The sequence below is a fragment of the Amycolatopsis sp. NPDC051758 genome (assembly GCF_044453095.1).
In the GTDB taxonomy this organism is placed as follows: Bacteria; Actinomycetota; Actinomycetes; order Mycobacteriales; family Pseudonocardiaceae; genus Amycolatopsis.
Genome location: NZ_JBITCJ010000010.1, coordinates 270145 through 293677 on the forward strand (window position 1 = coordinate 270145; position 23533 = coordinate 293677).

A 23533-nucleotide genomic window follows, 5' to 3' on the forward strand; every position below is an offset into this window, starting at 1 on the left:
CAGGCGTGCCGCGATGACGGTGGCGTCGGTCATGCTCGGGCCGCTCCGATCCGGCAGGTGTCAGTGTGCTTGCGCAGGTGAGTCAGGACCTTCCGCAGCGGACCGGGCGCATTCTGACAGAACGTCGCGTCGCCGACGATGACCAGCCCGAACCGGGAGCGCGACAGCGCGACGTTGATACGGCGCCAGTGCCGCTGCCCGAGGAAGCCGAGGTCGCCGCGGTCGTTGCTGCGCACGATCGAGAAGAAGGTCACGTCCGCTTCGCGGCCCTGAACCGCGTCGACGGTGTTCACCTCGATGGCCAGCTGAGCCGAGCCGAGACCGGCGACCGCACGCTGAAGCTCGTCCTTCTGCTTGCGGTACGCAGTCAGCACAAGAACCCGCAGCGGCTGGGAATCCTCGGGGCGCACGCTGCCGTTCTCCAGCGCGGCCTTCAGCTCCGTCAGGGCACCCTTGATCACTTGAGTCTCGTACTGGTTGACGAGGCTGGTTCCGCGGCGGTCCTCCCGGCGCAGCGCGGAGTGGGTGGTGTCCAGCCAGGTGACCGGCTTATACAGCTGGTCCCAGCCAGCCAGTTCCGGCTTCGCCGCCGAGCGCAGCGCGCCATCGTAGAAACAGTCCGAGATCAGTTCACCGATGCCGGGGTGCATGCGGTACTGGTGGGTAAGCTGATGCCGGTTCGCCGCCGGGGAGCTGCCCAGCAGGTCCAGGAACAGGGTGCGTTCGACATCGGAGCGCTCCAGCTCGTGGCGGCGCATGATGTTCTCGTGGTCGAGGACCTCTTCGTGCATCGGCGGGAGCTGCTTGGGGTCGCCGACGAGCACCCACCGCGTCGAGCGGGCCAGCGGCACCAGGGTTTCCGTGGCCGTGGCCTTCGACGCTTCATCGAGGATGCAGAGATCAAACTGCAGCTCCCGGACGGCGGGGTGGGCCAGGAACCCGATGCAGGTCCCCGCGACCACGCGGGCCTGCTGCAGGAGCACACCTTCCAGATCCCGGCTGGACTCGATCCGCTGGAACCATTCACCTTGCAGCGTGAGAATGTCGGCCAGCTGCCCGAGCCCCGGGGTCGACGCGGTCAGTGCGTCGACGGCGGTGCGTACCGCGGCAGCGGTCAGGGCTGTATCGGGAGGCAGCACGCTGTCGAGTCGGTCCGGTCCGAGCAGAGAGCCGGCGCGCCCGCGCAACCCGTCGATCCGGGCGGTGTGCCGCTCGACCTGCTCGCGCAGGGTGTCGGCGTCGGACACGGCATCGTTGTCCTCGGCCCCAGGCGAGACCGCGGCACCCGGGTGGTTGCGGGTGCCGGTGAGGTTGGCGAGCTTCGCCTGGGCGGAGGCCAGGTCGTCGAGCGCGGCGAGAAGTTCCAGCAGCGCCCCCGCCCCCTGGACGTCGGTCAGCTCGACTGACGCGTCCGCGGCCAGCCGCGCCAGGTGCTGCTCGGCGTTGGCGCGGATCTCGGCGACCCACAACGGCATCCGATGATCCAGCAGGTGCCGCTGGGCCTGCTGGGCGATCCGCTCGTCCCCGGCCTTGCCGAGGCGGACGAGGTCCTCCAGCCCGGCATCGGCCAGCCTGACCAGGGCGTTGTCGACGGCCACATGGGTCTGGCTCACCAGCAGAATCCGCGCCTGCGGGTTGGCGCGCAGCTCCTGGCGCACCAGCTCGGTGATGAACCTGGTCTTGCCGGTGCCCGGCGGCCCTTCGAGCAGGAAGAAGTCCGGGCTGGCCAGGGCCCGGGTCACGGCGGTGCGCTTATCCTCGTCCAGGTCTTCGTTGAACCAGGCCGGCTCGAGGATCGCTGCCGGCGCGGCGATCCGGCGAGGGTCCACCAGCAGCTCACGCAGCCGCGGCCGCACCGCGATCCCGGAGCGCACGTTGAGCACGGCCTCACGCTGCCGACGCAAGGCCGCCCGGCTCGCGCGGGTGTCCAGCACAAGGTCCCCGGTGCGGGGAACGCCGGACGGGCGCTGCGGATAGGCGAGGATGACGGTCTTGCCTTCCTGCGCCACGACGACACCCGACCCGATCGCGCGCTCGCCGGAGCTGCGGGACCGCCACAAGCGTTCCTGCCCGACGATCTCCGACTCCGGCTCCGCCTCCAGGCTGAAGCGGACCCGCTTGCCGTCCACCATGGCGGATCGGAAACGCAGCGGGCCGGAACGGGCGTCCTCCAGGTCGTCTTTCGCGTCGAGCAGGTCGAGCCATACGTCGAAGACGCGATTCTCGTCGCGGCGCTGCTCGGCCTCCTCGACGGCGATGTAGTGGTCGTCGAGCGCGGCCAGAACGCTCTCCATCGCCCTTCGGGCCTCGGCCGGCGGTTGGCGGCTCGCGGTCCAGACGACTTCGTCGGCGACGGGCCAGCCGTGACGGCGGACCCAGTGCAGCGCGTTCTCGTCCGAGGTGATCAGCTTCGTCACGATGAAGGACGGACCGCCGCCGGGCGCGATCGCCAGCCGCAGCCGACACTGCTCTCCGACCAGATCGAACGTGTCGGACAGCCGGGTGCCCGAAGCGGAGTCGACGACGCGCGCGAGGTGGCTGCCGTGCGCGAATTCGGCGCGCAGGGCGGCTTCGATCGCCTCGGCGTCCTGGTCGAACGGCGGCGTGGCGAGCCGGCGGGCGGCCTTATCCTGGATCGTCAGCTGGACCGCGCGCTGTTTGATCCACTTGCGGTTGCGCCGGTTGCGGATCTCGCGGAGCTCGCCGCGCAGGACGACGGCATTGGCGAGCCTGTTCTCCCGGTTGCGGCTGGTGCAGCGGCGCAGCAGTACCTCGATCTCGCGGGGCACGTTGATCTCCGCGAGCGCGGTGGCGATGTGCGGGTAGTCCTCGAACGGGCCGGTGCTCAGGCAGCGCAGGATGGTGGTCGCCAGGCCCCAGGTATCGCGAGTGGCGCTGGTCATCTCGTCCAGCTCGGGCGGCGCGTAAGGGCGGGAAGCGAATTCCGCGACGGTCGCCTCGGTGACCATCCTGCTGCGGATCTTGCTGATGCCGAAGTCGGCGAGCATGGGCTGGCCTTCCTCGCCCACGAGGATGTTGGCCGGCTTGACGTCGCGGTGCACGACATCCTGCTCGTGGGCGTAGGCCAGCGCGTCGGCCAGGGGCAGCGCCCACTGGTCGGCGAAGTCGTCCCACCCGATGTCCTCGGCTGCGGGAAGAACGTCGAGCAGGCCCTGCTCCAACCAGGGAAACACGAGGTAAAAGGCGTTCTCGCCATCGTCCTCGCCGTGGTCCAGCAGCGAAACGATGTTCGGATGGTTCAGGCGTCGCAGGGCATCGACCTCACGGCGGAAGAACACCCGATGGGTTCGGTCGGTGTCGGTGCGCGGGATCAACTTCACCGCCACCTGCTTGCCTGTCACGTGATCGGTCGCCTTGACCACAGTGGCGGCACCGCCCGCGCGCCCTGGTTGAGGAAGAATCACGTACCGGTCGGCTACCGCACGCAGCACGTTGCCCCTCTCATCGACACCGACCCGAAACCCTACCGGCCGCGGGCCCGCGGACAGGGCCAACACTCCGATCGAGTGAACGGCGACGCCGGTCGGCACCGGGCGGTGCGTCACCACGTCGACCTGTACCGGAACATCTGGCCGACGTCGTCCACGCCCATTGCAGCGAAACGACTATCCTGCACGCCAGCGCGAGACCGCCACTGGTCGCGCCGGGAGTAAAGGAGCACGGGACCGTTTGAGACAACGAGCGATCCGTACTCGCTTCACTGCCTCGCACCGGCGCCGCTAGGAGCCGGATGCTGGACACTCCCCTGCTTGTATCCCCAACCAACCGTCAACCCAAGTTGACTCTCCCGCCCGTGAGCGATTGAGACTTTCCGCAGGTCACAGTTGCTCGGGGCGAGCACGCGACCGACGTCGTCCGCGCCCGTCTTCACCGAAGTCCCGTTTGGTCAGTAGGTTCCCGCACTGGCCTGGGTATGTTGCGGGCACGGGCCCGGTCGTTCCCTCCCCCCTCGACGACCGGGCCCGTCTTGAAGTGGAAGCCATAGGCCTGTCGGCGGGATCGATGTAGGGCGTCCGCTTTTCGTGGCCGCGGAGTGCCTGTCATTTGCGCGTTTCGGTGCTGGGTTTGGATCTTTATAGAACCCACCGTAAGTGTGGCTTTCTTATCGCACGTCGTATAGGGCGTTATACAATTTGAAGGTAGCTGCTGTCGATAACAGCGATCCGGTCTCTATGGACCGTGATCGCTGCCAGGCAGTCGACCAGCCCCGGATGCTACGGGGTGATCCGGTCCTGGCCTCACTCCCCCACGGCGGCCGCCATAGGACAATCGTGTCCCCTCCCCTAACGTTTGCGCGCTGGCATCAGGCGCCCCCATGACGGGATCACTGACCGTCCGTCCTCCGACCGCGAGGTGGCGTCCAGGTAGGCGACAAGGTCGTCCTGCGCGTCGGGGCGGTCGATCCGTGTATCCGTCCGGACCGGTCTTCGTCTCGAGCTCGTCGCCCGGCTAGTCGTATCCTGCTTGTGTCCACTCTTTGTCAAATTTCGAGGCCCGGTTCTCCGGTGAACAAGGCGAGCACGGCGACGAGCAGCAGGACGATAAGCCGCACACGACGACTACTACGAGTACATTCCAGGCGCGCGGTGCTCGCCGATCGAGGGTGTCGCCTGCAGCTGCGGCTGGAACTGGTGGATTGAGTCGTCAACGTGCCAGACGCTGGCAGGCGCACCTGGAAGCGGCATCCGTCGTCGGAATCGTGCCGACCGGCCCATTCGCACCAGCAGCCTGAACTCGGCGCGTTGGCGTTCGCCGGTGCCGACCGCGCCGCGACCCCGGCGCGGTCGGCACCAATTAGCCCCTCCGGCGTGGGCCTCCGCGCAGCGTTCAGGTGCCGTCGCCATGTGGGCAGGAGATACCCCGTGCCGGGTCAAGGCCCAGGCTCCGCATGAGTTCGATGGCTTCGGGGATCGGCCGGAGCATCGCTGGTCGCCGGACCCGGTCGGCCAAGTCGAACTCGTGTGCCTGCAGTAGCGCGCGTGGGGTGATGCGTCGGTTGCAGCGGTAGTGCCGCCACAAGACCCCTTTGGCGGTCGCGTCGACACGGTAGAGATCAGGATTCCGCCACAGCAGCAGCGTCCATCGGCCGGAGCCGGTTCCCGCCCACGCCCCCAGCGTGGTGTCCTGCGCGGCCGCGACCGCCTCCAATGCGGCGAACGCCGGGCTGCGGGCTTCGCCGTTCACGTGCAGCACCGCTGGGTGATCCGCGTGCACCTGCTTGCCCTGCTCCTCGAGGGCGTGGATCGCGTCCGCGATCGGATCGTTCTGGACGAGCTCCGAGGCCAGCATCCACACTGCTTCGACCTCGACCGCGCTGCCGAAGCGCGCGGCGAGTCCCTGGGTGTATTCGCCGATCAGGTCCGGTTCGGCGGCGGGCAGTAAGTGCTCGACCGCCCGGACCGCGCGCCGGTAGGCCAGGGCGGCCCCGGAGCCGCGGTCGTAGCGCGGTGTGCGCGTCCGCATGAGGGCCAGGCCGACGGCGGCGATGCTGCCCAGGGCAGCTTCTGCCTCCCGCGGTGGTGTGTCCTGGCGGCCGAGAGCCTCGAGGACCGCGGCCACCAGCTCGTACCAGCCGTCGTCGTCGGGATCCCACGCTCCCAGCCCGATGCTGCTCAGCAGCAGCCGTGCCGGCAGGAGCCGGTCGAGGGTCGCCACCCCGTCGGCTTGGGCGGCGAGCTGGACAGCCCACCGGCGCAGCTTCGCCAGTTGCTGCGCGCGCAGAGCCTGCGTCGCCTGGTCGGCGCCGGCATCGTCGGCCACGTCCTCCTCTGCGGAGTCCTCGTCCAGGCCACTGTGGCTTTCGTCAACGTCCAGCTGTTCGGTCCACTCCCGCTGCGGCGGGCTCGCCCGCTGCGGGCGTCCGAGCGCGAAGCGGATCAGCGGCAAGCCCAGCAGGTCCGCGCCGCTGCGCAGCTCCACCTCCCACGCCGTCTCGCCGGTGCCCGCAGGCGTCGCAGCGGCAGCGGGCGTGTTCTGCCGCGACAGCGCCGCGCGCAAGGTCGCCAGGTCGGCCAGGAACCGGGTGGCGAGCACGGAGTCCCCGAGGAGAGCCTCGACGGTGACCTGAGGGCGCGAACCCGCGGCAGCGGCCGGGCTGGCCGCGCCGGCCAGATCGGCTACCAGCACGATTTGGCTCGTGACCGCAGTCGCCGGGTCCCAACCGCAGACGAGGCGGACCCGGCTGCCCGCGATGTATCGGCCGGGCAGGTGCATCTCGATCGTTCCTGGCGGCACGACGCCAAGGCGCCGCCACGTCTCTGGCGGCTCGTGGACCTCGGAGTATTCGACCCAGCCCTCCCCCGGCACGGTTGTTGCGAACTCGACCAGCAACCCGTTCTCCACCAGCGTCGCGCCCAGCAGAGACACCGAGCGCGCCTGCTCCGACAGCCGGATCCGTTCGCTCGCGGCCTCCCCGGCCGGCACGTTCCGCCCCCGGGGCAGCAACGACTCGGCAACGGTGCTGAGGACGGCCAGCTCGCAGTTGCCGCCGGTACGCGGCGTTCCGCGCAGCGCGGCGGAGGACACGTTCGCGCTGCCCGTGACCGCCCAGAGCGTCGCGCCGATGCGCCACTCGATGAGTTTCCCGTGCCGGTATCGCGGCTCTGGGTCTGAGATCAGCTCGCCGTCGGTGTACTCGAGGAGACGGGCGAGAGCGGGCCCGTCCACCATGGTCCGGCCGGGCTGGAGCGCCACGGTCAGCCGCTGCGGTTGCAGCCGATCGACCAGCGCCCTCAGCGCCGTCGCGCCGGGATCGTGGAAGGGCGCCGACACGCGCAGCTCGTCGACTGGTCCTACTGGCAGCTTCTCGAGCAGCGGCCGTTGCAGGTTGTCCAGTACCAGCGTGCCCTCATCCGTCGCTGGGAAAGACTCGAGCTGCCCGGCCGCTGCGCGCAGCGCCTCGGCGACCCCGCGCGAGAACCGTACGTGCACCGGCAGGGCACGCAACCAGGCGGCCATGGTGTGCACAGCGGCGGGCGCCTCGTCGGCGGTGCCGCGGAAGACCGTCCACAGTTCCTTGTTGTTTTGCCAGCCCGCCAGAGTGGTGTTGCCCGAGCCGATCGCGACCAGGCAACGCCGCTGGCCGGTGAGGATCACGATCTTCGGATGGAAGGCGCCCGGCATGACCGCCAGCCCTGCCAGGTAGGAGCGGCCGGCCTGCCGAATTGCTCGTGGGTCGGGCGCGCTGACGCGGGCGTCGCCGACCACGGTCACGCGCGCGCCCAGGCTGCGTGCGAGTCCCAGCGCGACGGACTCGAAGAAGGCAAGATCGAGGGAGTAGCTGAGGAACACGGCGTGGTCGAGCTGCCCGTCCCCGGCCGCTTCCTCTTTCAGCAGCCAGGTCAGCGGCGACGCCGCACCCTCCGGCGGCTCGCGGTCAGCCAAGGAGAGCCCGTCCCTTCTCGGTCACGCTCAGCCCCTCCGGCCCCGCGGCGAGCACGCCGGCGCCGACGAGGACGTTGCCGAGCCGGTCCAGCCTCAGGTTGACGCTGCCGCGCCGCTCTTTTCCCGTTCGGTAGAGCCAGCCACCATCGAGTGAGCGCAGCCGGCCCGGGAACCAGAGCGTGCCGTCCGCGTTCCGCCGGGTTTTCATGAACGCGACGCGTTCGCTGCGGGCAACCAACAGCTGGACCAGCCGGCATGCGAAGTCCGCCATCGGCGACGAACGTTGCGCGTGCAGCAGTGCCGAGAACCAGCTGGGCGTCAGCTCCTGATCGGGACGTCCTGCGAAGACCTGCAGCGCCGGGCCGGTCAGCTCACGGGTCCTGGCGGCGCCGGCCGCCAGGATGGCCAAGTCCTGCTGTGGTCCGTCGGAACCGGCGCCGAGCAGCACTTCGGCGTTCGTGGGTTCGCCGGCGGCCGACATCGTCGGCGGAAGAGTGGCCAGGAAACTCTCCACGGTGCCCACCGGGAGCTGGTCGGCCAATGCGGCGACCATGTCGTCGACGTGGGTCAGTTCGGAGACCCCGTTCACCAGCCACGCCCACAGCCGTCGCCACGCCGACACTGTGTGGTTGCGCAGGACCAGGCCACGCCATTCGCCGGCCACGGGACTGCGGGCGGTGATCTGATCTTCGGTCAGGAAGCTTCCGAACGCCAAGATGTTGCCGACGTCGCCGGTGACGGTCCCAATCTTGTGAGTGTCGATGATCCGGGCAACCAGCTGGATCGTCGCGCGACGTCGCTGGGTCGCTTCGGTGTCTGGAGCCCGGGTGTCCGTCCCGCACAGCAGGCCGGCGAGCCAGTCGCCGTCCTCGGTGCCGGCACCCGCGCAGATGCACAGGTCATGATGTCCGGCGAGGTCGTCGGCCTGCAGCTGCTCGCGCCGCGCCAGCTCGAGCAGTTCGCCGAGGGACCGGCGTAGCAGCGGCTCCTCACAGGCCGGGCCAGGCGCGCGGTCGGGTGCGAGCACCCCGATGGTCAGCTCTGATCCGAAGTAGGCCGCGGAGAATCCCCATGCAGACCCGACGTAACCACCTCTGCCGGCCCGGGACGCCTCCGCCAACGGCACCATCCCGCTTTTGAGCCAGGAGATCAGCGCGTCGGTGCCGTGCGCTCGGCCGATCGTGCTGTCGTGGCCGCCGTGGTGCACGAAGGACACGGCCGCGAGGGCCACCTCGGCCCGGCGCACCAGGTCCTGGGTTCTTTCCCGGTCCAGGCCTTGCGCACGGGCTTCGGCGGCGACCAGACCGTGGACGGCGAAGTACCGCGCGTGTGGCGTCACCGTCGTAACCCCGGGCACCAGCCTGGCGGCCTTCGACATGACCGGCTGTTCGACGGCCAGCGGGTATCGGCCGACCCCGACGCGCAACCCTGGAGAGCTCCACGCGGGTCCCTCAACGGTCAACGGCCCCTCCCCTTCGCCTGGCGGTGACGTGACAACCCTAGATCAGACGCCTCAAATCGCGGGTCGCCACAATGACGCTCTCATCTACGCCAGCGGGCCCCGCCCTCCACCGCTCGGTACACACACGTCGTCCTTGCTAGCCGGCACCTGGTGATGACCGCGGTGGAGGGCGCCCACGTTGCCGAGTGCGGCGGGCTGCGCCAACGACATCCTCGCGCCTGAGGTCGCTTACTGTTCGGCGGCTACCGCGACACGACGGTTCGGAACCGCGGCGTGACGTCGGCGCCGAGCTGAAGACCGGCGGTAATTTTGATCAAGCGCCCGTTGACGTGGGCGGAATGCCGGCCGGCCGATTTCAGGTCGACGGCGGGAACCTCACGGGCTTGGCGCAGCGCGTAAGTGGCGCTGTCGAAGGTGATCAGCACGGCGATGTCGAAGTCGAAGGAGCGAAAGACTGAGAACACGGCGCTCGCTCGGGTGTCCGGCGCGACGGTCCGAGCCTTCACCTGGACTCGACGACCATCGGCGGCGAGCAGGTCGTAGGACTTGACCGAGTTCGTGGCCAGCGTCCCGCCGTAAACCTGGACAGCGAGGTATTCGGCGTAGTCGCCCAGGGGTGCGTTGCGGGTCCGCACGACCCGGCGATCCTGTAGTTCCTGCAGGATCGCGGCATACCTGGCCAGCAGTTCTGGGACAGACGCTCCACTTAGATCATCGTGCGCTGAATTCACCCGATCTCCTCTTCTTTGACCTGCACCATAGGTTGGACCGATGGCCGGCGGTGCGTGCGACGGTCGCCGACGCGCTCGCCCCGCTTCGGCGACCTGGAACGACTCATGCTCGCCCACCGTTCCGGCGCGGTCGAGTTCGTCCTCCGCGCCGGAAGCACTCGGAGCGAACGGGAGATCCAGCTGATCGCGCTGTTCGGCCGACCCGGGGTTGGTCGAGGACTTGGACCTCGCCGAGGTCGCGACGGACTTGCTCACCTGCTACCCCCGGCTGCGCATCGTGGCTGCCGTGCTCGTCGACCACCGCGGCCGCACCCGACCTCACCGGAACCCCGACGTCGTCCACCACGCTGGTCTCGTTGTTCGTCCGCGGCGTGTCGGCGCCGCGCAGACTCAGATACTGTTCGGCGTGCACTCCACCGACTCCTCTGATGTGACGTTGTTCGCCGGCCGCGCCCGCGTGTATGCCCGCTGCGCGTTCGCGCTGCGATCAGACCCGAACGCGGTCGGTGCCGAGTCCTTGTTCGACGCCGCGCTCAGCAACGGCCTGGCCATTGTCGTGGGATCGGGATGGCGCGGCGAGGAGTTCGTCGCGCAGAAGCCGAACAAGCCTGGCAAGCCCAGGGTCAAGTTCGCTCGCTCCATGCTGGAGCTACTCGGGGCGAAGGCTCGCAGCCAGGAGACGACTCCGGCCAACGCTGAGCTCGTCCCACCGCAGGTGCGTGTGGACGCTATCTCCGCGGAATGGGACGCAGCCGGTGAGGTAGCAGAGTCCGTGACGCTCACGGTGACACAGCACCTCACCGTTCCGCCGGAGCAGCACCGGCCGGCCAGTGAGGTAGAGCGCGAGCCGTTTGCGCCGCGTGCACATGATCATGCGGTCGTGAGAATTGAGACCGCGAACTTGTTGGAGGCGATCGACATCGCCAATGCGATCAGGCACGGCAACGAGAGCCGCGGCGAGCTGGAACAACGTCATCTCGACGCGCTGTTCGCCTTGGACGAACACCCTCGCCTGCGCGGACTGCTCGACGAGCAGATCGACGCCCACCAACGCGGCGATTCCGAGGCAGACAGCATCCGCACCGGTATCGCACAGGAATACCTCAGCCTGCTCGACGAGGACGAGATCGCTCGTCGGATCGAGGCGGCGGGCTGGTATGCGCCAGCACCGGGCGACGTTGGAGAGGCCCTCCAGGACTGCCCAGTCTGCGACCGGGAAGCCTTGATTCCCGACGGCGGTGTAGACGATTTTGGCGCCGGCATCGTCGCGGGCACATGCCTCGTATGTGGTTACCGCCGCAGTCGTGAGCAGGCAGATCGTGAAGCCGGGCGAATCATGCTGGACAAGCACGAGGACCGCTGAGCTTCGGGTTAAGGTCCACGACCGCGTTTCAGGAAGCCGGGCCCGAGCTGCCCGCGTGCGGCGTGCACCCGCACCCGCTGCCCGACACCGACGCGGCACTGGCCTGGCTGGACGCCGAGCACGCCACCCTGCTGGCCACCCAGCGCACCGCCGCCATCGGCTACCACCACACCGTCTGGCACCTGGCCTGGAACCTGGGCGCTTTCCACGTCCGGCGGGGACACCGGCACGACGCGGTCACCACGTGGCAAGCCGCTCTGGACGCCGCCGAGGGAACCACATTCAGTGAGACCAACCCGCCCGAGGTCGTCTCAACCGAACTGAGTCCACGCAGGTCGCGAACGGACGCAGGCACCAGATGCAGCGAGACAGGACAGTATTCAATACGTGCTACGCTCGTCAAAACGTAATGCCGTAATACGGCCAGTCTGACAGAGTACGAGGTGTGTGGTGGCAACGCTGAACTTGCGCGTGGATGACGAGACGCGTGATGAGCTCGAACTTCTCGCTCAGGGTCGCGGCACGAACGTGAGCGCTCTGCTGCGCGGCGCGATCGACGGTCTTCTCGGCCGCACGACGGTCGCGGCGACGACGAGCGCACCGAAGAGCTTGAGCATGCTCGACCGACAGGTGCTGGTCCTGCAGCACGAGATCCTCAAGCGACTCGGTGCCAACGCCGGCGACACCGACGAGGTCGAGCATCACCAGAAGCGCATCGAGGTTCTCCAGGAGGGGTTCACCACCGAGTACCACCGCGAGTTCATCGCCATCAGCGACGAGCTCACCCCGGCGGACGGTGCGCTGACCATGGAGATCCTGGACATGTTCTTCGCGATCGAAGCCGCGCTGGACCGGCTCGGCGACCAGGCTCTGGGCGAGCTGGGCGAGGGCGCGGAGTGCACGCTGCGATTCCGGGGGTTTGACCACAATGACGCACACGAGTCGCGCCTGGCCGGTCTCGCCGAGCACCTGATCAAGAGCGGCCGGTGGTCCAGGCTGGCCTACCACTTCGACGACGAACACGAAGGCGGCAACTCCCACATGCCGGTCCTGCCGGTCTACCGGCGCATGCTGCTGGGCTACCAAGCCGTTGTGGTTGAACGGAAAGCCCGCGAAGGCGACGGCGCCTTCAGCACCCACCTCTTCGACATCTCCGACCTGCAGAAGATCCTCGACGCAGCGCGCCGGCCCGGAGCCGCGCGATGACGGTCGGTCCGGTGGCCACCCGTCCCGGCAGCGCCCCGTCCCCCGACCTCGGCCTGAAGATCCCCGGGAGCGCCGCATGTGGAAACCGTGATCACCGTCATGGCCGGAACCATCACCGGGACCGTGCTCTGCCACGTGTTCAAGAACAGGGCCGACACCGCCGGGCGGGTGCACGAGTGGCAGGTCACGATCGTGGCCATCTTCGGCGACCTGATGGCCGCCCTGTCCGCGCACTACGCGGCGACGTGGGACCTGGACACCCGCCCGGCTCCGCTGCGAGGAGGACGAGATCGACGCCGCGCTCGCGGCGTCGCTGACCACCCGGGACGCCATTACCCGGCCGCGCACGCAACTGGCAGTACTGGCCAAACCACGACTTGACGACTGTAATCAACGGGGGACGCGTGAACGACTTTCCAGAAACGGCAGCTCCAGACGCGTTGACAGCTGCCGTTCAGCGATGGCGGGAACGCGGTGAACCGCCGCAGCCGCCATCGAGCTGGTCCCGTCCGTCGTGGCTGCGGTACTTCCCGCAGCATCACGCGTTCCTCAGCGCCCTACCCGAGCGAATCGACCGAGCCGAAGCCACCCGCCACGCAGCGCACGCCAGGACCGCAGAGGGCGCTGAACAAGCCTTCCTGGTCGCGATGATCTGGGGCTACGGACCAGTCGGCTACGGCCCCTGGCGAACCGCACGCGTGCTGACCGACAACACCCGCGCCGCCGAACGACTGGCCGAGGTCGCCTGCATCGCCCAAGACGACGGCGGACCCGCAGCGTTCCGCAACCTCGCCGACAACCGACTGCGGTACCTGGGCGTGGCCTTCGGCACCAAGTACCTGCGGTTCGTCACCGCCGCCGAATCCTCCCAGCACGCCACTCCGATCCTCGACGCCGTCGTCCGCCGCTGGCTGATCACCCACGCACATACGCCCCTGAACATCGACGACTGGCGGCCATCCACCTACGACCGATACGTCGCGCTGCTGACGTCATGGGCGACGCAACTCGCCCTGACCGCGGACCACGTGGAGGAGCTGATCTTCCGCTCGGCCATCAGCCAGGCCGGGTCCCCGCTGTGGGGCGAGGAGTGGACGAGGGCTCCCGAGCCGGCGCCCCCACAGCAAGCCGCCAGCCAGGCACACGCGACACTCCTCCAACTCGATCGGCTCTTCGAGACCGCCGACCCTCAGGCCGCGGCGAACGCCCGAACGCATCTCGACGAACTAGCCACCATCATCCGCGACCGCTGGGACGGACCGGCTACCCTGCACGCCGGCGCGGAGCCGTCGGCTGATCATCCAGGGTGAAGGGCATGAAACGGTCGTGACAGTCCACCCAGGCCAGCACGACAGAGCAGGCGCAGCAGTGGACGATGCGGGGACGGGGCGATGGCCGAGACCACGCATGCAGTGCACGGCCGACCTCGACAACGCCGGAACCCCGCTCCCCCAGCGGCCGCAGTCACGCCCGCAACCGTGGCTCGCCGCGACTTCGAGTGACGGTGAACGCCGGGGCGGCTGGGATCCGTGGAAGTTCGACGGCCATCGCGCCGTCCGCATGCGCCGGGATGATCTTTGCCAGGTCTGCGGCGGACCACGGACGGAGGTCGTGTACGTCCTGGCGCCGGCGAACCAGACCAGCACGATGGTCGAGATGTACGGCGGCGCCGTCTGCTCGCTCAAGTGCGCGCGCCTGACCGCCGCCGTGTGCCCGCACTACACCACCGCCAGCTCCCCGACCCTGATCTACGCCGTCCCCCGCCACGAACGCGTCGACCTCGTCGGCTGCGACCTCGCCAACGACGACGAATACGACATCGCCGGTCTCGCCCCTGCTGGCTCGGTCTCGACCAGCCGCTCGCCGGACGACACCACCCGAACGTCGGGGTCCACGGGCGCGGCAACAAGCCGCTCCGCCGCCACGCAGGCCCCGACCTCGCCCGCGACGTTCCGGTGCCGGGACTGCCGCGGCGATCTGAAGCACGACCCCGAACTGCACGACCAGCTCGTCTGCACGAACCCGCAGTGTTTCGCCGCCGGGTCTCCGGTGGCGCTCTGGCGGGCGCAACGAGCTCGCGTCCGCCGCGGCGACGACCGCCCCGCCCCAGGGCCGGGTTGGCCGCGGCCGCTTGTCGAGGGCCGCCCGCACCCGTGGGTGACGCCGGTGTCGAACGGGACGCCGTGGTGGCGGCTGCTGGACGGCGCCCGCCAAGCCCTGGCCCAGGACGCCTGGCTGTGTCAGGTCTGCGGCGAACCGCTGCCCACCAGAGCCCTGGTCGTCCTCGACGGCGACAGGGTGGTCTCCGACACTGCGTTGCACCCGCGCTGCCTCGCGGTCGCCGACGCGGTGTGCCCGCACCTGACACGCGCGGCGAACCGCTACACCTACGCTGAGGTGACCCGTCTCGACCTGCTCGCCGACGGCCGCCCACTGCCCCAGCCACGTCCCGACGCCACCGAAGACGACGACATTCCCTGGGTCCCAGCCTGGACCGCACCTGCATACTCCGCAGGGACGGGTGTCACGGTCGGTAACACCCGGCCAGCCCGATGATGCCGCGGCCGTCCGTAATCTTCCTTCTCGCCGGGGCGCCCCGGCGAGAAGGAAGAGAGGAGACTGGCCAGTGCCTGAACCCGACCTGCCGCGAGGAACCGCGGCCGTCAACTGGGCGATCACGCGTCTCCGCCTAAAGCGGCTGTTCACCGGTCCCCGCCCGTGGTACCTCCTGGCCGGCGCTGCTGGCGCGGTGCTCGTCTTGATCGGCACGCGCGCATGGCTCGGCCCCGACGACTGGGCAGGACTCGGCCAGTGGGTCGGCGGGCTCGGTGCGTTCTACGCAGCGTGGGCCGCGCTGCGGATCGCTCGGGACGAAGTCGGCCGGGAAAGCCGGCGGGAAGCCGAGCGCCAGCGGGTGCACGCTTATTTTGTGAGTGGCTCATGGGTCTACTCCGACACCTCCCACGTCGGGGTGAACAACCTGCCACAGAAGGCGGAGAACCCACGTCCCACGATCAAAATCGAGAACTTCGGACCCGACCCGGTGACCGATGTCCAAGTGGTCGCAGCCAACTGGCTCGAGACCGGCGAGCGGCTACATCTCCGCGCGAAGAACGGTCCCAAGCGGACGCTCTTGCCCGGTAAGCCGTGGCAACCCGAGTACGAGCTTGGCGACGACGAGGACGTGGCGCCGGCTCTGCAACTGCTGTTCAAGGCGTCGGCAAGCCAGCTGGAGATCACGTTCACCGACCTAGCGGGTATGCGTTGGCGCCGAGTTGGTGAACGAGCACCGGTCGCCGACCTGACGGGACTCCACATCGAGCCGGGTCCGTGAGCACGAAGGGTCGACGGGGCGGAGAGCCTGGCGGTGGCGGCTTCCGGACTGGTCCCACGCGCGAAGTAACTGGGTTCCGGCATCGCGTGGGTAGGCCGAAGCAAGCACCATTTCTTTGCGCCGAGCGGCGACTTGAGCTCGTCCAGACCCGCACGTTGTCGCCCGCACCGGGCGGCTACAAGGGCGCGCTCGGGCAGCTCTGCTCGGAGAGGCAGCGATAGCAGAGGTGCAGTTGGACGAACAGTTCTAGTTGCCCGCCAACCCAGCCCGCCAGATCGCGGGGTGGGCTACCTTCTCCCCCAAGGCAGGCGGCTCACTGACGCTGCCCGGCAGCGTCGAAGGCATCGACATCCCGCGTCGGGACTACAGCCGCATCCGGGGCCAAACATCCACCTCCGCCTGACCCTGGGCGACTGCCGCCGGGAGTTCCTGAACCTCGTCCAGCGGTTCGCGGTGGACACGCCGCTGAACGGCGCGCACTACAAGTGCGGTGAGGCGGTCGAAACAGACTGACTGGTCACCCGGACTGCCTCCTTATGTGCTGTTTTTCGAATTCTAAGGAAACCATCGCAATGGTGGCTCCTATATCGCCCGCCGTATAGGGCGTTATACAACTAAGAGGGCTGCTGCCGATGCCGGCGATCCCGCTTCCACAGACCACGATCGCTGCCAGACAGCCGACCAACCCTCCCCGGTCGCCACGGGGTGATCCCGGTCCTGGCCGCACTCCCCCACGGCGGCCGCCATAGGGCCATCGGGGCCTCCTCCCCACGTTTGCGTGCCGGCATCGGGCGTGCCCCAGGACAGGATCACGTCGGCCATCGAGTCGGGTACTTCTCGGCAAGATCGTGTCCGGTGACGCCGTGGGCCATCAGCCGCATCCGGGACTCGTTGCGGTGGTCTCCAATGAATCGGCGCGTCCGCGCTCGAACTTGGTCGCGCAGGTGATCGGCTCCCGTTCGTATCCCGCGATCAGCATCTCGTGCATGTCCAGTGAACTGGCGCCGCCAAAGCTGGCCGAGCCGGACTGGCCAGGATCCCCGTTGACCGGCCAGTGCGAGTCGGTCGCCTCGTCTTTCAGAGGGCCTCCTCCCTGCGGCGCGCTCGGGGAGGAGGCCTGACCGGGTCGTAGCCAGGTGCGCATACTTCACTCAGGCCAGCCGTGGACCCGGCGTACACCGTCCGGCGCCGCATAGGACGTTATACAGTTAACGGGGATCAGCCCTGACCGTGATCCGGTTCCGTGATCATCATCGCGCTGGGCAAGCACATACCGCTCCCATTCTCAACGAGCGGTCCGTACTCGCTTCACTTCCTCGCGCCGGCACCGCTACTAGCCGGATGCTGGACACTCCCCTGCTGTGTCCCCGACCAGTCGTCAACCCAAGTTGACTCTCCCGCCCGTGAGCGATTGAGACTTCCCGCAGGTCAGCGGGCCGGATCTCGAATGAAGGAAACTCTCGTGGCCCGGCAACTCAGCCCTACCTTGACGCGCCTGACTGTAGTGCGGGAACCGCCCGGCGGCGGTCGACGCGGTCACAACCGGGCCCGTGCTGACCCGCCGCCGAGCTGGATCCTCGCGTCGACGGTGCAGGCGACTTGCAAGGGGGAAGTACGCGGTGGCCGCGGGCGAAGGTCGCTCACGCAGACTCCGCGTCGGTGTCGGCCTAGGTGGCGTTTCCTGGCTCGCTGGCCGGCTGCTTCGCCTTCGTCACGGTGCAGTGCAACGCAGCTCGTACAGCCGCCACGCCTCGTTGAGGAACAGCACCGCAGCCGCGGAGGCCGAGCCGACCTCGGCGAAGCTCGCGGTAGCCGCTCCGGTCAGCGTGCCATCGGGATGCTGCTGAACCTGCTCGGCCCGGATCTGCCGTACCCGGGCCGAGGGTGTGGCGTGCGCATGGCCGCTTTGCAGCCGCCACAGCAGTGAGGCCCCGTGCCGGGTGTCGGCGTCACCGCGGTGATCAGCATGCACGAGCTCACTCACCGTCTTGATCATCTCGGTCATGTTGATGCGCCACCCGGGCACCTTGTCTGGGTCGAGCCCGGCCGCCGCAGCTGCGGCTTGCAGCTCCACCAGGCGTCGATTCAGGCCCGCTCGTGCGGTGTCGAGGTCGTCGTCGAGACCGAGTTCAGCGGGCGTGTCGACCAAGAGCAGGTTCATGCTCTGCCGGAGGTCGTCGCGCACGAGCTGCAGCGCGTGCGCGATCCGCTCGGCCCGCAGCCGGGGTTTGAGCACCCATAGGGCCTGGGTGGAGCCCATCAGCGCGCTGCGCAACAGCGTGAAGTACGACGACGGGTAGAGGATCCTGCTGGCCGTCAGTCCGACCCGGAACAGCTCGAGGTGCTCAGCAGCGGTGACGATGCCGCCGTAGGCCAGGTGTGACGGCGGCAGGCGTCCGTAAACCTGATCGTCTCGGGCCAAGCTGCTGCCCGGCGCCGGCATCGGCGGCACCTCGCCGGTGCGCTTGAACCACGCCTCGATCGTCGGGAACATCCTCTCGATGCGGGCCAGCCACGCCCGCTCCTCATCCTCGGTCGGCATGCAGCTCCCCTTCAACTCGAATGACCCATCGTCGCCGTTTCGACCTTCGCCCTGCTGACGACACGCGCCCCAAACGGTTAGTGGGCGGACCTGACGGCACTTCCCATGTCGTGGTCGGCAGGCGTGCAGGTCGAGCACTCCGAGGTCATCCGGCTGCAGGACAGACGGCAGGGCGTCGGCGACGAGCGCCAGAGCCCGAGCACGTATCGGGAGGGGCCGAACCGACACCAGCCGCACCGAGCGCGGGCGACACACCTCACTAACCACCGGGTGACCAGCAGAGATCTCTTTGCCGAGGTCCGGAGCCTGACCCCGCCCGCCGATGACCGTGGGCTGCTACGGCCGGGTCATCCGGCAGGGTTCAATTTCCCCGAGGTGCCGTCAGCCCGCGTGCGAAGTAGAGCTGCAGATCCGTCACTTCGGCTGGTCGGGCACATTCTCGGCGCGGACAAACACCCGCGTAGTGGTGATCTCGCCGGGCTTGCCGGGCATGCTTGAGGCCACCACGCCCTCCTCGGTGTTGGGCGCCTCGGGAATGCCGCCGAGAAAGACCACACTCTCCGCGGCCGTCAGCCCGTCGGGTCGGAAGCCTCCGCCGGTGACGACAGCGGAGATCGGGCCGCTCTGGCCGGGCCCGGGGCCGTACAGAGTGACCTCGCCACGCTCCGCCTCGTCATCAAGGCCTTCGACGGTACGGGAGACCCAGTACCGGGTCGTGGTGTGCTGAGTCATCGGGACTACTCCGGTTCACGATGTGTAGTGGTGTGCACCTGTTACGGCCTGGCCGGCGAACCCCGCTGCTTCGGACCGAGGGCGCATTGGCGACATCGAGCGCCCGACACCAACGGCTCTTCGTGCCCGCCACCTTAAGTCGTCATGAGCATGGTCGGCAGCCCGCCACGCCTGTTCACGGCGGTTGAGTCCGGCAGCGCTCCATCTCCGAACCGCTACCGGTCTCCAGAACTGTCGGTGGTGCGGTGTATACGAAGGGTCAGCCCGGCCGTGCTATTGGAGGAGACCATTGATGCCCGACGTGCCGGTATACCGACGCGATGAGGTGCCCCCGCACCTGATGACAAACCAGCAGCTGCGCGTCGCCGGCCGTCGCGCCGGCGATCCTCAGCGGCCGGATGGCTACGTCCTGGTCGAGTTGTTCGATGCCCGCAAACGCGACGAAGAGTTTGTCGAGGACTTCGATCGGCGCGCGGTGGATCGGCACCGGGCCGCGCTGTGGGCCCAGGAGGTGCTCGACGACCCGAAGACCGTGCTGCTGGACACCGAGTCCACCGACTTCGACGGCCGCCTGCTGGAAGTCGCGGTCGTGGCCGCCACCGGGGAGGTGCTACTGGAAACCCTGGTGAATCCCGAAGGCGAGCCGATCGCGGCTGAAGCGGCCGCCAAGCACGGCATTATCCCCGAGATGCTGTCAGATCCGGACGTGCCAGCGTTCGCCGAGCTGCACGAGGAACTGGTACAGCTGCTGTCGGGCAAGCGGATCGTGTGCTGGAAGGCAGCCTTCGACCGCGGCCTCCTCACCGCCGAGGCCAACCGGCTGCTGCCCAGCTGGAGCACGGCCGCCACCACCGACTGGGTGCCCGCCCGTTGGGAAGACGCGATGGCTCGACACGCCGAGTGGGTCGGCGAACCTGCGCTTGAGGGGGCGGGCTACCGGCGGCATCGGCTCGACGGTCAGCACCGCGCACTCGGTGACTGCGTCACGATGCTGACCCGCCTGCAGGAGATGGCCGCCAATCCCGAGCTTCCGCCGCCAGCGGAGAAGGCGGGCGCCTGGAGCGCCGAGGATGACGCCGAGCTGACGGCAATGGATCAAGCCGGTCGGACACCGGCTCAGATCCAGGCCCGGACAGGCCGGACGGAGGCCGCGATCCGTTGGCGGCTGTACAAGCTGGGACTGGCGCCGTTCCCTGCCGACCTCGCCGGCGAGCACCGCCCTGAGCCGAAGCAACCACCGGCGTACACGGTCGAGGACCTGCGCCGGGTCCACCCGAACTCACACAAGCGCTGGACACCTGACGAAGAACAGCGACTGGCCCAGCGGCGCAGGGAAGGGGCGACCGTGGCCGAACTGGTGGCCGAGTTCGGCCGCAACCTCAACGGCATCACCGCCCGGCTGGAGCTCCTGGGTCTGCTCGACCCGCGGCAGGGCGATTCGCCGGCTGGAGCGTCGGCTACCACCGGATGACCAAGATACGGACACACGGTTGGTGGTCCTGCCAGGGTTGCAGCCGGACATAGCCTGTCACGGCGTGCTGGTCCGTCACACCGGCGACGTCGACTTCTATCACAGGGTCGCGGAAGCGCACTTCGCCCTGCGTCGGAATCGCAAGCTGCGTGGGCGGCTCTACGGCGAGCAGCGTGCCGCCCAGCAAGGACTCCGAACCCGGGCATCCCATGGCTTTCGCGCCCGCCGAACCGTCGATCACGTTGGCATTGAGACGACGCAGGAACTCCTCGGCCACCTGCCGAGCGGCCCGCAGCTGCGCCGGGTCGCTCCGCGAGAACGGTGTCCTCGACGTCTTCGGCTCGCCGGTGGACGTGACCTGCGAGCTCGCCGCCGCAGAGTCGGGCGACCGATCGTGACGCACGAGGAAGCCCGGCGCCAAGAAGCCGGTCACCAGCACCACGGCCACGAACAACCCCGCCGCGACCAGCGAAATCCAGAGCGCGGTGCGTCGCCGCCGCGGTGGCACCGGGCCACCACCTGGATACGGCGCGACGATTCCAGCGCCGACAGCACCCGGCCAACGGCCGGGTCCCCCGGCCGCAGATGCAGCCGGTGGGTGCCGAGGACGCGGCTGGTACGACATTGCGGTGCCCTCCCCTTGGTCGGCATAGATCCGCAGGATACGACGAAAACGAAGTGCGTCGCAGGACGTTTCCGCAGCTACCGAAGCCGTTGGCCGCAGACCACGCGCGCCGACCCATGCCTACCGTCGACAGCGAGTGACTCTGACTGCGTCGAGCGAATCACGCCGATCCAGCTGACAAGGCATCGGATAAGGCACCGGCAGCTGATTCTGTAACCCGGTCGGCGACAATGAGCCGTTCGGCGTCCGGGCTGCTCGGCAGTTTCGCCGGCCTCGCCACGCTGGGCACCGACACATCGGCGCGTCACCCATCTCGGTGATTTCATTTCTGGAGCGTCATTTCGTCCTGGTCCGGTCCTCTGGTCTGATGCTGAGGTGATCGGTCCGGCACGCCCCCGACCGTCCCGATCACGGGCAGTTTGGCTCGGCGGCAGAACGCCCCCCGTCTGCCGCCGAGCCGCACCGTCGTTGCAAGCCAACCGCGCCGAACTACGTCACCGCGCGGGCAGCGGAGCGCTGGTCTCGTCGAGCTCGGCGAGCAGGTCGCCGAGCTGTTGGACGCGATCGAGGACGTCATCGGCAGTGAAGGTGAGCTGGGCGACGTGTGAGCAGTTCTCGACTTCGGTCCAGGTGATCGGTGTCGAGGCAGTGGGTTGGTCGCGGCCGCGCAGGGAGTAGGGGGCGATGGTGGTCTTGGCCGGGTTGTTCTGGGACCAGTCGATGAACACCCGGCCCGTGCGCTGAGCCTTCGCCATCACTGCCGTCACCGACTCGGGTGTTTCGCGGGCCAGCTGCTGTGCCAGCCTCTTGGCGTAGGCCGACGGCGCCGCCGGATCGTCGATGTCGATGCCGCAGTACAGCTGCATTCCCTTGGCACCGGAGGTTTTCGCGTACGCGGTGAGCCCGTCGGCGACGAGGACGTCGCGGAGCCGCTCGGCAACTCGGCAGCAGTCCACGATCGAGGTCCCCGGCCCTGGGTCGAGGTCAAACACCAGCCGGTCCGGTGGTAACCGCCCGCCGGCGGGGTCGATCTTCCACTGCGGGACGTGCAGCTCGAGCGCAGCCATGTTCGCCGCCCACACCAGCGCCGGCAACTCCTCCAGCAGCGCGTAGGTGATCGTGCCGTCGCCGCGGCCGGAGCGGGAGCCGGTGCTCGGCAGCGCCACGGTGGGCAGCCAGTCCGGGGCGCCATTGGGCACGTTCTTCTCGAAGAACTGCTGCTTGCCCTCACCGACGCCGTCGGGGAACCGGATGAACGTGACCGGGCGGTCGGCGAGGTGCGGCAGCAGAACCTCAGCGACGTGGGAGTAGTAGTGGACGACCTCGCCCTTGGTGAAGCCCGACGGATACAGCTGCTTGTCCAGATTGGACAGGGTGAGGCGCCGGTTCCCGGCCTGCACGGTGACCTTCGGCCCCAGTGGTGCCGGTGGGGTGGCGGCCAGGCCGGACTCGTCCGCGCGCGGTGCCGGCCGCTTCCCCGTCACCGGGGCGGTTTCAGCGTCGATGCGTTCGCGGGCGCGTGGGGCGAGGACGTCGGCGGGTTTGCGGTCTTCACGCAGGCCACGCCAGGCGGTGTGGCGCAGCCGGCCGGCTCCGCGGGTGAACTGTCGGAAGACCACCTCGCCGACGAGGTCGGGCTGTACCCAGTGGGCACGGGCGGTGTCTTCGCGCGGCGGGGTCACCACGAACGGGTGGCGGCGCTGCTCGAGGGCCTCCAAGCGGGTGAGCAGCTGCGCTCGGGAGGCTTCACTGAAGCCGGTGCCAACATCACCGATATAGACCAGGTCCCCGGTGTCCGGGTCGTGTCCGCCCAGGAGTAGTCCGCCGAGGGAGCCGGATAGCCGGCTCTGCCCGGGCCGCCACCCGCAGATGATGACCTCGGTGGTCTGGATCAGGGCGTGCTTAAGCCAGTAGGCCGGGCGTTTGCCCGGCAGGTAGGGCGACGTGAGCAGCTTCGCGACCAGGCCCTCGTGCCCGGTCGCGGCGACATGATCGAGCAGGTCCTGCGGGGTACGGCGGTCGGCGCCCAGCTCCGTGAAAGTGAAGCCACGCACCACCGAGACCCGGTACGGGTCCGGCATCGGCAGCGCTGTCAGCTGCGCGCGGCGCTGCTCGTAGGGCTCGCGCAGCAGCGAATCCTTGCCGAGTTGGAGCAGGTCGAAGGCGAGGAACCGGATCGGGGCGTCGTCGAACGGCTCGTTGCGGCGGTGCGAGGCACGGTGGGTCTGGTAGCGGCCGCGGCGTTCCTGCAGCAGCCCGAAGTCGATCTGACCGTCCTGGTTGTAGGTGACGATCTCCCCGTCCAGCACCGCCGGGCGGCCGTCGAGCGCGGGGGCGAGGACGCCGGCGAGGTCGGCGAACTCGTGGGTGAAGTCGATGCCGTTACGGCTGGTGAGCACCGTGGTGCCGTCCGCGGCGATCTGCATGCAGGCCCGGTAGCCGTCCAGCTTGTACTCATACGCCCACTCCGCGCCCTGCTGGAGCCGGCCGCCGTCGGCCTTGGCCAGCATCGGCTCAACCCACTCCGGGACACGGGACGAAGCAGCACGCCCAGCCATGCTCAGCCTCCATCCCGAATCACCATCGCGCTGCCTCGACGGTAACCCGTTCGGCCCAGCTCTGCCGGATCCACGCTGGTCAACGCCCCATCGGGGGACGTTAGG

15 protein-coding genes are annotated in these 23533 nt (G+C 68.8%); 7 read left to right on the plus strand and 8 right to left on the minus strand.

From position 1 onward, the window contains the following. Positions 1 to 29: 29 nt before the first annotated feature. The 4 genes from ACIA5G_RS39380 to ACIA5G_RS39395 all read right to left on the minus strand — a co-directional run bounded on the left by ACIA5G_RS39380 (position 30) and on the right by ACIA5G_RS39395 (position 9852). A complete protein-coding gene (locus ACIA5G_RS39380) occupies positions 30 to 3566 on the minus strand; it encodes an AAA domain-containing protein (RefSeq protein WP_395932815.1) in 3537 nt (1178 codons plus the stop codon). Positions 3567 to 4848: 1282 nt separating this feature from the next. Then, a complete protein-coding gene (locus ACIA5G_RS39385; protein WP_395932817.1) occupies positions 4849 to 7404 on the minus strand; it encodes a hypothetical protein in 2556 nt (851 codons plus the stop codon). After that, complete coding sequence (locus tag ACIA5G_RS39390; RefSeq protein WP_395932819.1) at positions 7397 to 8866, minus strand: hypothetical protein; 1470 nt, start codon at positions 8864 to 8866, stop codon at positions 7397 to 7399. The genes ACIA5G_RS39385 and ACIA5G_RS39390 overlap by 8 nt, the downstream gene beginning before the upstream one ends. A gap of 242 nt (positions 8867 to 9108) precedes the next feature. Beyond that, positions 9109 to 9852 (minus strand): DUF6998 domain-containing protein, encoded by a 744-nt coding sequence (locus ACIA5G_RS39395; RefSeq protein ID WP_395932821.1) that lies wholly within the window; start codon positions 9850 to 9852, stop codon positions 9109 to 9111. Here ACIA5G_RS39395 and ACIA5G_RS39400 point away from each other — a divergent pair. From ACIA5G_RS39400 to ACIA5G_RS39425, 6 genes are all read left to right on the plus strand, one after another. After that, positions 9818 to 10960, plus strand: a complete 1143-nt coding sequence (locus ACIA5G_RS39400; protein WP_395932823.1) for a hypothetical protein — start codon at positions 9818 to 9820, stop codon at positions 10958 to 10960. The two genes, ACIA5G_RS39395 and ACIA5G_RS39400, sit on opposite strands and share 35 nt — an antisense overlap. 528 nt (positions 10961 to 11488) lie before the next feature. After that, on the plus strand, positions 11489 to 12166 hold the full coding sequence (locus ACIA5G_RS39405; protein ID WP_395932825.1) for a YfbU family protein: 678 nt from the start codon (positions 11489 to 11491) through the stop codon (positions 12164 to 12166). A gap of 78 nt (positions 12167 to 12244) precedes the next feature. Continuing rightward, positions 12245 to 12547, plus strand: coding sequence for a hypothetical protein (locus ACIA5G_RS39410; protein WP_395932827.1), 303 nt, complete (start codon positions 12245 to 12247; stop codon positions 12545 to 12547). A 23-nt stretch (positions 12548 to 12570) separates the two neighbouring features. Next, entirely contained in the window at positions 12571 to 13476 is a 906-nt protein-coding gene (locus ACIA5G_RS39415) for a hypothetical protein (RefSeq protein ID WP_395932829.1), read from the plus strand. A 97-nt stretch (positions 13477 to 13573) separates the two neighbouring features. Next, entirely contained in the window at positions 13574 to 14722 is a 1149-nt protein-coding gene (locus ACIA5G_RS39420) for a hypothetical protein (RefSeq protein WP_395932831.1), read from the plus strand. Between the two features lie 70 nt (positions 14723 to 14792). Then, entirely contained in the window at positions 14793 to 15500 is a 708-nt protein-coding gene (locus ACIA5G_RS39425; protein ID WP_395932833.1) for a hypothetical protein, read from the plus strand. A gap of 1711 nt (positions 15501 to 17211) precedes the next feature. On the opposite strand, the gene ACIA5G_RS39430 is transcribed toward ACIA5G_RS39425, so the two are convergent. Further along, positions 17212 to 18042, minus strand: coding sequence for a hypothetical protein (locus tag ACIA5G_RS39430; RefSeq protein ID WP_395932835.1), 831 nt, complete (start codon positions 18040 to 18042; stop codon positions 17212 to 17214). A 414-nt stretch (positions 18043 to 18456) separates the two neighbouring features. Next, positions 18457 to 18774 (minus strand): hypothetical protein, encoded by a 318-nt coding sequence (locus tag ACIA5G_RS39435; RefSeq protein ID WP_395932837.1) that lies wholly within the window; start codon positions 18772 to 18774, stop codon positions 18457 to 18459. A gap of 292 nt (positions 18775 to 19066) precedes the next feature. On the opposite strand from ACIA5G_RS39435, the gene ACIA5G_RS39440 reads away from it, so the two are divergent. Then, complete coding sequence (locus tag ACIA5G_RS39440; RefSeq protein ID WP_395932839.1) at positions 19067 to 20245, plus strand: 3'-5' exonuclease; 1179 nt, start codon at positions 19067 to 19069, stop codon at positions 20243 to 20245. On the opposite strand, the gene ACIA5G_RS39445 is transcribed toward ACIA5G_RS39440, so the two are convergent. Next, positions 20232 to 20753: a hypothetical protein gene (locus ACIA5G_RS39445; RefSeq protein WP_395932841.1), complete on the minus strand. Its 522-nt coding sequence runs from the start codon at positions 20751 to 20753 to the stop codon at positions 20232 to 20234. The two genes, ACIA5G_RS39440 and ACIA5G_RS39445, sit on opposite strands and share 14 nt — an antisense overlap. Positions 20754 to 21364: 611 nt before the next feature. Further along, on the minus strand, positions 21365 to 23428 hold the full coding sequence (gene ligD, locus ACIA5G_RS39450) for a DNA ligase D (protein WP_395932843.1): 2064 nt from the start codon (positions 23426 to 23428) through the stop codon (positions 21365 to 21367). Between the last annotated feature and the right edge of the window lie 105 nt (positions 23429 to 23533).

Bases quoted from the DNA above. Each gene is read 5' to 3' on its own strand.
- ACIA5G_RS39420 (WP_395932831.1), top strand. From the start codon at position 13,574: ATGCAGTGCACGGCCGACCTCGACAACGCCGGAACCCCGCTCCCCCAG.
- ACIA5G_RS39430 (WP_395932835.1), bottom strand. From the start codon at position 18,042: ATGCCGACCGAGGATGAGGAGCGGGCGTGGCTGGCCCGCATCGAGAGG.
- ACIA5G_RS39435 (WP_395932837.1), bottom strand. From the start codon at position 18,774: ATGACTCAGCACACCACGACCCGGTACTGGGTCTCCCGTACCGTCGAA.
- ACIA5G_RS39440 (WP_395932839.1), top strand. From the start codon at position 19,067: ATGCCCGACGTGCCGGTATACCGACGCGATGAGGTGCCCCCGCACCTG.
- ligD (WP_395932843.1), bottom strand. From the start codon at position 23,428: ATGGCTGGGCGTGCTGCTTCGTCCCGTGTCCCGGAGTGGGTTGAGCCG.